The following is a 10596-nucleotide window of genomic DNA, read 5'->3' on the forward strand; positions in this document are numbered from 1 at the left end:
AGCGAGAGAAATCTCTCGTGCTGGTCGAAAGGACGTTCTGGTGCTGTGCAGACCCGAAACCTACTTCACGTTGGTGGCACCCACGTCGCCGGTATTTTGGGTGGAAGATGTGGTAGGTGCGGGACTCTTCACGTACTTATCCAGCCAGCTATTCATCTCCCACAGCATGTGCAGGATATTCTCGCGGGCGGCGTAGCTGTGGGCCTCAAAGGGTAGCACCACGTAGCGCACGGTAGCGCCGTGGCCTTTCAATGCGTTATAAAACCGCTCGCTTTGCAGCGGGAAAGTGCCCGAATTGTTATCGGCCTCGCCGTGAATCAGCAAAATTGGCGTCTTGATTTTGTCGGCGTAGTTGAAGGGCGACATGGCCTGATACACCTGCGGCGCCTGCCAATAGGTGCGCTCCTCCGCCTGAAAACCGAAGGGCGTGAGCGTGCGGTTGTAGGCCCCGCTGCGCGCAATGCCCGCTTTAAACAAGTTGGAGTGCGCCAGTAGATTAGCCGTCATAAAGGCACCGTAGCTGTGGCCCATCACGGCCACGCGCTTGGGGTCTACCACACCCAGGCGGGCACCCTCATCGATGGCCGCTTTGGCCGAGGCCACCAGCTGCTCGGTGTAGGTGTCGTTGGGTTCCTTGGTGCCTTCGCCCACAATCGGAATGCTCACGCCCTGCATCACGGCATAGCCCTGCGTCACCCAAAACACCGGCGACGACCACCCGAACCGCGTGAACGTGTAGGGCGAGCCGCTCACTTGGCCGGCGTCGTTCTTGTCTTTGTACTCGCGGGGGTAGGCCTCCATCAGGGTAGGCAGAGGGCCGTCTTCCTTTTTGTAGTTAGGCGGCAGGTAGAGGTTGGCCGTTAGGGCCACGCCATCGGGGCGCTTGTATTGCAGCACCTGCTTTTTCAGGGAGCCGATGGTGGCGTAGGGGTTGGGGAAGCTGGTGAGCGGCACCAAGCGGCTGTTCTGGCGCAAGTAGTAGTTGGGCGGCTGCGTGGCCGATTCGCGCCGGGTCACAAACTCGTGCCGGTCGGCATCCAGCATGGCCACGGGCACCTCGTAGTAGGGTGCCGCCGAGCGCCACCAGCGTTCCGTCTGGCGGGTTTTGATGTTCATCTGATCCACAAAAGGCCGGTCGCCCTCCGGTGAGCTGCCCTGCCCCAGGAGGTAGATGGCGTCGCCGCTTTTGCCCGTGAACAGCACTGGGTAGCCGGCTGCGTTGCGGTGCTGGGCCGGCGTGCCGGGGTCGTGGTAGGTGTCTTGCGAAGAATGGTCAAACAGCACCGTAGGCGTAACGGTGGGGGCACTGGGGTTCACTATCCAGGTCATTTCCTTGCGGTCGGCCCAGCGGTAGCCGTTGGCGAGGGCCAGGGTGCTGGTGCCCCACTGCATGCCGCGGTAACGCAAGGGCAGCTCGGCCAGCAACTGCGTGGTGCCATCGAAAGGCGCCGCTAGCATAAATACTTTGTCGTGTACCGGAACGTCTTTTTTCAAGTTGCCGCCGTCCTGAGCTTCCGCCCAATACAAGGTAGCGGGCGCATCGGCGCGCCAGTTGTGGCCCCGCGGCCCAACGGGCACCGCATCAAAGGCGATGGGCACGTTATCAGCCAAGGGCAAATCCACGAGCTTTTTGGCCAAGGTGCCGTCGATGTTCAGCACGTCTACCCGCTGCGGGAAGCTGCTCACCGGCAAGGTGTAGGAGTAGGGTCGGTGACGGGTTTTCACCAGCACAAACCGACCGTCGGGCGAGGGCTTGGCCGATTCGATAACGCCTGGCGAACCCAACGGCTGCATCCGGCCGGTTATATCCACCTTCACTACCTGCGCCGTGGCGTAGTAATCAAAGAGGCGCTCATCGGCGGGGTTTTTCAACAAGTCCTGGTAGGTTCGGGCCGCAGCCTTGCGGCCCGTGTTTTCCTGCACAATGGGACCGGTAGGGGCCACGTTGGTGGCAGGCGCCTCGCCCCGGCCGCCTACCACCGCCGTGGCCAGCAGCGACTTGCTGTCGGGCGTCCAGGTGTAGGAGTCGCCGAAGGCGCTGTTCAGAAACAGATTGGGGACCAGGCGAGCCGAGGCCGCCGCCACATCTACCAGCCACAGCTCCACGTGCTTGTCGGTGGTGTTAGTGAAGGCTATTTTGGTGTTGTCCGGTGACCAGCCTACCTCGCTGATGCGGGCCGTTTTGGGTAGGCCCTGTACTAGCAGCTCTTTGCCATCGGGCAGGCGCTTGAGGCGCAGGCTAGTAGAGTAGCTTACGCGGCTGGGGCCGTTGGTGCGCGGGTTCAGGCGTAGGCCCGCAATGCGCAGCTCTGGCTGCGACAGCTCCTCGATGGTAGGCATGTCCTGCACGTCCATCATCAGCATCCACTGCCCATTAGAAGCAAAGCTGACCCGGGGGGTAGGGGCAGCCTCCACCAAATCTACAATGGCCTTGGGGGGCTGCTGATAAGAGGCATCCTGGGCCGCCACCGTGAGGGTGCAGCACGCAAAAGCCAGGGTGGTGAGTAGGTGCAGTTTCATAGCGGGTAGAAAGCTGGAAAGGAAGAAAAGCCAACGGCGAAGCTACTGAACGAAAAAGCTGCCGAAGACACTATAGGCTTGGTAAAGATAGAAACAGTGGCGCTACTCTCTATTTCTTTTTTGCGGAAAGGCTTCTGCCTGAGCTTCTAACCAAGGTAGAAGCCACTGCCAGCCAGGCAATGTTGCCCCAATGCGCGTATGTTCAGGCTATGAAAGAGCTGCTTCTTACCCCCGAAAGCTTCCACCTGGATGGCCGCTTGTGGCTGCAAGGCCCCACCGACCGGTTTATGGGCATTGGTCGGCTGGAGCTACTGGGCCACATTGCCGAGACGGGTTCGATTTCCAAAGCCGCGCAGGCCATGGGCATGTCCTATAAAAAGGCTTGGGACCTCGTGAGTTCGATGAACGCGCAGGTGAACACACCGCTGGTAAGCACCCAAACCGGCGGCTCGCACGGGGGCGGAACAGTACTTACGCCGGCTGGTCGGCAGGTATTGGAAGTGTTCGGCGCTGCGCAGGTGCGCTTTCAGGAGTTCATCCGCCAGGAAACCGAGCGGCTGCTGGGGTAGGGAATAGCTGGCGCGTCAATCTTCGGCTGTAGAATGAAAAATAGCAGATGCGCCACGCGTCGCTAAACATCTAAAGCATTTGAGCGTTATATTCAAGAAAATATAACGCTAGTTTATGCGCTCAAACGGCTACCCTCGCCAGCCTACCCTGCGTCGTCATATTGCCTGCTTTAGCCTGTTGATGGTGATGCCAGGCGTGGCGCTAGCCCAACTGCGCCCTACCCTTGCCCCGGCTGATACCATCCGCAAAGCGCCCATTGTGTTAGGCGACGTGGTAGTAGCGGCCTCGAAGGTGAAAGAAAGCATCCTGAAGTCGCCGGTGACGGTGGAGAAGCTGGGGCTGCGGGAACTGCGTCTGACGCCCGCGCCGTCGTTTTTTGATGCCATTGAGCACGTGAAGGGCGTGCAGGTGATTACGCCCAGCCTGGGCTTCAAGGTGATTAACGCTCGCGGCTTCACCAACACCACCAACGTGCGCTTTGTGCAGCTGGTGGATGGCATGGACAACCAGGCCCCGCATTTGGGCGCACCCATTGGCAACGCCATGGGGCCGAGCGATTTGGATATTCAGAGCGTGGAAATTGTGCCCGGCACGGCCGCCGCGCTCTACGGCCTGAACGCCATCAATGGCCTAGCCAATTTTGCTACCCGCAACCCGTTCACGTCCGAAGGATTGAGTGTGCAGCAGAAAACCGGCCTCAATCATTTCAACGACAACAGCACCGGCGTGCATCCCTACTCCGAAACCAGCCTGCGCTATGCCAAGGTGCTGATTTCGGATAAGTTGGCATTCAAAGTAAACGCCACCTACCTGCGCGGCTACGACTGGATTGCCGACAACTTCACCGACATCAACCCCAACGGCAACGCCACCACCGGCCTATTTGGGGACGATAACCCGGCCAAAGACCCTGTGAGCAGCTACGGCAACGAGTCGTCGGACCGCTCCAATCTGACCTTGGGCGGCAAAACCTACCAGGTGGCCCGCACCGGCTACCGAGAAAAGGACGTGACCGACTACACGCTGCAAACCATCAAAACCGATGGTGCGCTGCACTACAAGCTCAACAGCCGCACCGAGCTAGCCTACACCTACCGCTTCAGCAGCCTCGATAATATTTACCAGCGCAGCAACCGCTTCCGGCTGCAAGACTACCGCGTGCAGCAGCACGGCTTGTCGCTGACAAGTCCGATATTGCAGGCGCGCGCCTACCTCACCCGCGAGAATACCGGCCAGAGCTACAACCTGCGCTCGATGGCCGAAAACCTGGAGCGCAGCTTCAAGCCCGATGCCACCTGGAACCAGGAGTATACCGCCGCCTGGAACGCCGCCACCCAGGCCGGCCAAACGGTGACCCAAGCTCATGCTACCGCCCGCGCCGCCGCCGATGCGGGCCGCCTGCAACCCGGTACGCCCGCGTTTAATGACCGCTTGCGTCAGCTCCAAAACATCAACAACTGGGACCAGGGCGCGGCCCTGCGCGTACAGTCCGACCTGATCCACGCCGAGGGGCAGGTGAACGTGGCCGAAGCCCTGCGCCGTCGCCTCAACGGTAGTTTTTCGCAATGGCTGGACCTGCTGGCCGGCGCCGACCACCGCACCTACGTGGTGGTGCCCGACGGTAACTACTTCCGCAACCCCGAGCCCGGCAAAGACCCGTTGGGCGATAACCTGACTTACTCCAAAACCGGCGGCTTTGTGCAGGTAGGCGCGCACCTGTGGCAGGACAAAATCCGCCTGACGGCCACCGGCCGCGCCGATAAGAACGATTACTTCTCTACGCGATTCAATCCGCGCCTCACGGCAGTGTACTCGCCTACTCAGCGCCATAACTTCCGGCTGAGCTACCAGAGTGGCTACCGCTTCCCGAGCTTGTTTGAAGGCTTTTCCAACGTGAACAGTGGGCAGGTGCAGCGTGTGGGCGGTTTGCGGGTGATGTCGGATGGGGTGTTTGAGAACAGTTACTTGCGCACCAGCATCGACGCATTCAACGCCGCCGTAACGCGCGGCGTGAACACCAGTGGGCTGAGCCGCGCCCAGGCCATTCAGCAAAACCAGGGCTTGTTGCAGAAAAACACTTACACCTACCTCAGGCCCGAGTACATTAAGTCGTTGGAACTGGGCTACAAGGCGGCGCTGCTGCCGGAGGGTAGGCTGCTGGTCGACGTGGATTTCTACTACAATTCCTACCGCGACTTTATTGCGCAGGTGGAAGCCTATGTGCCCGTCACCGGCACCGGAGAGGTCATTACCGCTACCGGTACCAATCTCAACAGCATTGCCACGGCCTTGAGCGCTCGCGCCGGCCAGAGCCGCTACCGCCTCTGGACCAACTCCAAAAGCCAGGTGTACAACTACGGCGGCAGCGCCGGCGTGCGCTACTCCTTCCTGCAAGGCTACCAGGCCGGCGCCAACGTCACCTACGCCCGCCTCGACCGCACCACCAACAGCGACGGCCTGGAAGACGGCTTCAATACCCCGCGCTGGGCCTACAACCTCAGCCTGGGCAACGAGCAGGCGTACAAGCACTTTGGCTTTGGCCTGAACTACCACTGGCAGGACCGCTACTACTCCCAAACCTTCCTGGTAAACGGCTATGTACCCGCCTTCAGCAGCCTCGACGCGCAGGTGAGCTACGCCCTACCCAAGCCCCAGCTCCACTTCAAGCTGGGTGCTACCAACGTGCTCAACAAATACTACTATTCCTTCCTAGGCGGCCCTAGCGTGGGTGGGCTGTACTACCTCAGCGTAACATACCAGGTTTTTTAGGCGTCTGACCCCACCCCCAGCCCCTCCCCTCCGGGAGAGGGGAGCCAGACGACACACACGAGAACCGTTGAACGCACCCCTCTCCCGGAGGGGAGGGGCTGGGGTGGGGTCACGTCGTAAGCCGTATCTTGCCGCTTCATTCCCTCACTATGGCTGACAAGATTACCCCCTGGAAAACCCTACAATCTGACATCGTTTTCGACCACAAATGGTACACGCTCCGCCGCGACCATGTGGAACTCCCCAACGGCCAAGTGCTCGACGATTATTTCGTGAGTGTGCGCCCCAACGTGGTGCTAATTTTTCCGCTTACTGCCGATGATGAAGTGCTGTTTGTGCGCCAGTACAAGCATGCCGCCGCCGAGATTCTGTTGGAGTTGCCCGGCGGGGTAGTAGATGCGCACGAGACGGAGCACCTGCAAGCCGCTGCTCGCGAGCTAGTAGAGGAAACCGGCTACGCCGGCGACCTAACGCTGCTTTCCGAAGTCATCGACAACCCTACTAAAGACACCAACCGCATCTACTTCTACTTGGCCCGCAACGCCCACCACGTAGCCGAGCAGCACCTCGACCCCACTGAAAACATTGAGGTAGTGCGCGTGCCCCTGGCCGAAGTAGAAGGCATGGTACTCCGCGGCGAAATCAAGGTTTCGGGCTCCGTAGCGCTGTGCCTATTGGCCCTACGGACGTTGGGTAGGTAGAGGTAGGCAGTGAATAGCTAAAAAGCTAGAAAACTAGTTCCCCTCCTTTTTTCAAGGAGGGGCCAGGGGTGGTCTTGCTAGAACTAGAAACTAGTGCTAGTATCGTTCAACGAATAGAACCACCCCTAGCCCCTCCTTGAAAAAAGGAGGGGAACTAGTTTTCTAGCTTTTAATGATTGATTGGCGTTTCAATCACGATAAACTTGCTTTCCGCCTCGCAGCTGATCTGCACCTCGCTGGTTTCCCATAGTCCGAGGCTTTCACGCTGGGCTACGGCTTGGCCATTCACAGTCAATGCGCCTTCCATCACGAAGATGAACACGCACTTGTTCAGCGGGTTAAGTGAATAAGTTAGCTGCTGGCCGGCATCGTAGAAGCCCAGGGAAAGTTTAGCGTTCTGGTTGATCCAGCAATGCGCCGTGCCTTCTTCGTTGCTGACCACGGTAGTGAGCTGATTGTGGCGCTTTTCGGCGGGAAAGTGGCGGCGCTGGTAGCGCGGCGTCACGTTTTGCAGTTTGGGCTCAATCCAGATTTGCAGGAAGTTCACCGTGTCGTCGCCCACGTTGTGTTCCTCGTGGCGCAGGCCCGAGCCGGCACTCATAATCTGCACCCAATCGGCGCCTACCTCCTCCTTGTAGCCCAACGAGTCGATGTGGTTCATGCGCCCGGCCAGCATGATGCTGATGATTTCCATGTTGGCGTGGGCGTGCAGCCCGAAGCCCTTGCCCGGCTGCACGAAATCATCGTTGAACGCGCGCAGTAGCCCAAAGCCCGCCCGCTCGGGGTTGGCGTAGGGGCCGAAGCTGAGCGAAAAATTACTTTGCAGCCAGCCAAGGTCTTTCAGACCCCGGTCATGGGCACGGGTGAGGCGGTGGGGCATGGCGCTAGGCAGGTAAGGAGCCTTTAAAGGCAATTTCGGAAACAGGCTTGCGCTGGCGGGCAGCTTTTTCGCGGCTCAGGAAGGGTTCTTCTAGCAGCTCTGCGTCGCCGAGGTAGCCTAGGGCAATTATCACTACGGGTTGCAATGTATCGGGCAAGTGAAAGACTTCCTGCGCCTTGGCCCGGTCGAAACCACCCATGAAGTGCGTGTACAGGCCTTGGGCTGTAGCCTCCAGCGACAGGGTAGCGTTGGCCATGCCCAGGTCGTGGAGGGCGGCGCCGTTGGGCGTGCCGTTGCCGAACTGCGTGTTGGCCAGGGCCAGAATCAGTACGGGCGCATTCTTGGCCCAGGGCAGGTTGCCGGGCAGCAGGCAGTCCACCAGTTTCTGGAAGTTCTCCTGGTCGGCGTGGTGAGCGTAGAGGTAGCGCCAGGGCTGCTCGTTCATGGCGCTGGCGGCCCAGGAAGCTGCTTCGAACAAGTGCTGCACTGTGTCGTGCGCTACGGGCTGGCTGGCAAACGAACGGGGGCTCCAGCGCTGCCGAATCAGCTCATGCACGGGGTAGGTAGTGGGGGCGTGTTTCACAGGAAATGATAAAATATAGTCGAATGGGAATGCAAGGTACTACTTTGTGTGTATAACCTATGTAGGTACACGAAATTTGCGTGCAACCTTACTTCGCTTCCACGCGACCCTGCGACAGCCAGCAATAGCCGCCGGAGAGATGCCGTTGCTGAGCTGGCAACCGCCTTCCCGTCGAAAAAACTTAATTTCAGCCTCCCAAAAATTTAATTCCCCGAATGATTCAACACGCAGTACGCAGCGCCGGTGTGGCGGCGGTTCTTTTCTTTACCGGAGCTACGGCCACGCTGGCCCAGGTAGGCCCCGGCACCCAGTGGACCAAAGACGGCTACGGCTACATGCGCGCCCAGGACGGCGAAATTGTACAGCTCGACCTGCGCGACCCGGCCAAGAAAGTGACCCTCGTGAGCAAGCAAATGCTGACGCCCGCCGGCCAGCAAGCGCCCATCGGTGTGCGTCGCTTTGCCTTCTCCGACAACGGCCAGAAGGTGCTCATCAACACCAACACCAAAAAAGTGTGGCGCTACGACACCCGCGGCGACTATTGGGTGTATGACCAGGCCGCTAAGACGCTAAAGCAGGTAGGCAAAGACAAGCCCGCCTCGTCGCTGATGTTCGCTAAGTTCTCGCCCGACGGCTCGAAAGTCGCCTACGTGAGCGGCCACAACGTGTACGTGGAGGATATCGCCAGCGGCACCAGCAAAGCCCTGACTACCGACGGCACCGACAAGCTCATCAACGGCACCTTCGATTGGGTGTATGAGGAGGAGCTGGACTGCCGCGACGGCTTCCGGTGGGCACCCGACGGCCAGCACATTGCCTACTGGCAGCTGGACGCCCGCAAGACGCCCAACTACCTGATGCTGAACACCACCGATGCGCTCTACCCCTTCAACGTGCCCGTGGAGTACCCAGTGGTAGGCGAGGACCCCAGCCGCTGCCGTATTGGGGTAGTGGCCGTGAACGGCGGCGAAACCAAGTGGATGGATGTGCCCGGCGACGCTGTGCAGCACTACATTCCGCGCATGGAATGGGCCGGCAACGGCGAGCTAATCTTGCAGCAGCTGAACCGCCGCCAGAACGAAAGCAAGCTGATGCTGGTGAATGCCAATACCGGCGCGGCCAACCCCATCTACTCCGAAACCGACAAAGCCTGGATTGACGCTAAGGACGGCGCCGTAGGCTGGAACTGGGTAGACGGCGGTAAGAGCTTTGTGTGGAGCAGCGAGAAGGACGGCTGGCGCCACCTCTACACTGTAGACCGCAAGGGCAAGGAAAAGCTGCTGACCAAAGGCGACTACGATGTGATTAGCATTGAGCAGATTAGCGAGCCCACGGGCACTATCTACTTCATGGCTTCGCCCACCAATGCCACCCAGCAGTACCTCTACAAAGTGCCGCTGAAAGGTGGCAAAGCCGAGCGCGTGACGCCCCAAAACCTGGGGGGCACCCACGGCTACGACATCTCGCCCAACGGCAAAATTGCCCTGCACAACTACTCCAGCACCACCGTGTTTCCGGTGTCGGATGTGGTGAGCCTACCCGCCCACCAGCGCCTGAACGGGGGCGAGGCCTCGGCGCAGGCCCGTAGCATTGAGCTGCCCAAAGCGGAGTTTTTCCAGGTGAAAACCGAGGACGGCGTGACCCTGGACGGCTGGATGGTGAAGCCCTCCAACTTCGACCCGAAGAAGAAGTACCCCATCGTGTTCTACGTGTACGGCGAGCCGGCCAGCCAAACCGTGACCGACCGTTTCGGCACCGGTTTCAACCGCCTCTACCAGGGCAGCATGGCTGATGACGGCTACATCTATGCCTCGCTGGAAAACCGCGGCGCACCGGCCCCGCGGGGTAGGGAGTTCCGCAAGGCCATCTACCACAACATCGGCAAGCTGAATATCCGCGACCAGGCCATGGGCGCCAAAGAGGTGCTAAAAAACAATTGGGTGGATACCAGCCGCGTGGCCGTGTGGGGCTGGAGCGGGGGAGGATCTTCTACCCTCAGCCTGCTGTTTCAGTACCCGCAGATCTACAAAACCGGCATCAGCATTGCCGCTGTGGATAATCAACTGAACTACGACAACATCTACCAGGAGCGCTACATGGGCCTACTGCCCGAAGACAAGCACTACTTCGTGGATAACTCGCCGCTGGCCCACGCCAGCAAGCTGCGCGGCAACCTGCTGCTCATCCACGGCACCGGCGACGACAACGTGCACTACAACAACGCCGAGCAGATGATCAACGAACTGGTGCGCCACGGCAAGGTATTCCAATTGATGAGCTACCCCAACCGCACCCACAGCATCTCCGAAGGCGAAGGCACCAGCCGCCACCTGGCAGCTACTTACACCAAGTTCCTGAAAGACAACTGCCCTCCCGGTGGGCGGTAGGAGGTAGAAACCGTCTGTCATCCTGAACGCAGCGGAGCGGAGCGAAGGACCTTATCACGTGAGAACGGATGTCGTAGAAAGACTCGTTTCCACGTGATAAGGTCCTTCGCTCCGCTCCGCTGCGTTCAGGATGACATAGAGTATTTATGAGTTCACCTACTACCCCTCCCATTATCTCTCGCCTAG

At 59.7% G+C, this 10596-nt stretch carries 7 protein-coding genes; 4 read left to right on the top strand and 3 right to left on the bottom strand.

The window, feature by feature from the left end; translation table 11 throughout:
- Positions 1–60: 60 nt before the first annotated feature.
- Positions 61–2520 (bottom strand): prolyl oligopeptidase family serine peptidase, encoded by a 2460-nt coding sequence (locus KYK14_RS05950; protein WP_219157783.1) that lies wholly within the window; start codon positions 2518–2520, stop codon positions 61–63.
- Between the two features lie 209 nt (positions 2521–2729).
- Here KYK14_RS05950 and KYK14_RS05955 point away from each other — a divergent pair, with 209 nt between their 5' ends.
- The 3 genes from KYK14_RS05955 to KYK14_RS05965 all read left to right on the top strand — a co-directional run bounded on the left by KYK14_RS05955 (position 2730) and on the right by KYK14_RS05965 (position 6560).
- Complete coding sequence (locus KYK14_RS05955; protein ID WP_185282518.1) at positions 2730–3089, top strand: winged helix-turn-helix domain-containing protein; 360 nt, start codon at positions 2730–2732, stop codon at positions 3087–3089.
- Between the two features lie 115 nt (positions 3090–3204).
- Complete coding sequence (locus KYK14_RS05960) at positions 3205–5859, top strand: TonB-dependent receptor (protein ID WP_219157785.1); 2655 nt, start codon at positions 3205–3207, stop codon at positions 5857–5859.
- A 149-nt stretch (positions 5860–6008) separates the two neighbouring features.
- Positions 6009–6560, top strand: a complete 552-nt coding sequence (locus KYK14_RS05965; RefSeq protein ID WP_185282519.1) for an NUDIX hydrolase — start codon at positions 6009–6011, stop codon at positions 6558–6560.
- Between the two features lie 169 nt (positions 6561–6729).
- Here KYK14_RS05965 and KYK14_RS05970 read toward each other — a convergent pair whose 3' ends face one another.
- The gene (locus tag KYK14_RS05970; RefSeq protein WP_219157787.1) at positions 6730–7440 is read right to left on the bottom strand and encodes a pirin family protein; all 711 of its coding nucleotides are present in this window, start codon (positions 7438–7440) and stop codon (positions 6730–6732) included.
- 4 nt (positions 7441–7444) lie between these two features.
- A complete protein-coding gene (locus KYK14_RS05975; protein ID WP_185282521.1) occupies positions 7445–8023 on the bottom strand; it encodes a nitroreductase family protein in 579 nt (192 codons plus the stop codon).
- Positions 8024–8238: 215 nt separating this feature from the next.
- Here KYK14_RS05975 and KYK14_RS05980 point away from each other — a divergent pair, with 215 nt between their 5' ends.
- A complete protein-coding gene (locus tag KYK14_RS05980; protein ID WP_246601697.1) occupies positions 8239–10410 on the top strand; it encodes a S9 family peptidase in 2172 nt (723 codons plus the stop codon).
- Positions 10411–10596 lie beyond the last annotated feature (186 nt).

Source organism: Hymenobacter profundi (assembly GCF_019334315.1).
GTDB lineage: Bacteria > Bacteroidota > Bacteroidia > Cytophagales > Hymenobacteraceae > Hymenobacter > Hymenobacter profundi.

Bases quoted from the DNA above. Each gene is read 5' to 3' on its own strand.
- KYK14_RS05950 (WP_219157783.1), bottom strand. From the start codon at position 2,520: ATGAAACTGCACCTACTCACCACCCTGGCTTTTGCGTGCTGCACCCTC.
- KYK14_RS05955 (WP_185282518.1), top strand. From the start codon at position 2,730: ATGAAAGAGCTGCTTCTTACCCCCGAAAGCTTCCACCTGGATGGCCGC.
- KYK14_RS05960 (WP_219157785.1), top strand. From the start codon at position 3,205: ATGCGCTCAAACGGCTACCCTCGCCAGCCTACCCTGCGTCGTCATATT.
- KYK14_RS05965 (WP_185282519.1), top strand. From the start codon at position 6,009: ATGGCTGACAAGATTACCCCCTGGAAAACCCTACAATCTGACATCGTT.
- KYK14_RS05970 (WP_219157787.1), bottom strand. From the start codon at position 7,440: ATGCCCCACCGCCTCACCCGTGCCCATGACCGGGGTCTGAAAGACCTT.
- KYK14_RS05980 (WP_246601697.1), top strand. From the start codon at position 8,239: ATGATTCAACACGCAGTACGCAGCGCCGGTGTGGCGGCGGTTCTTTTC.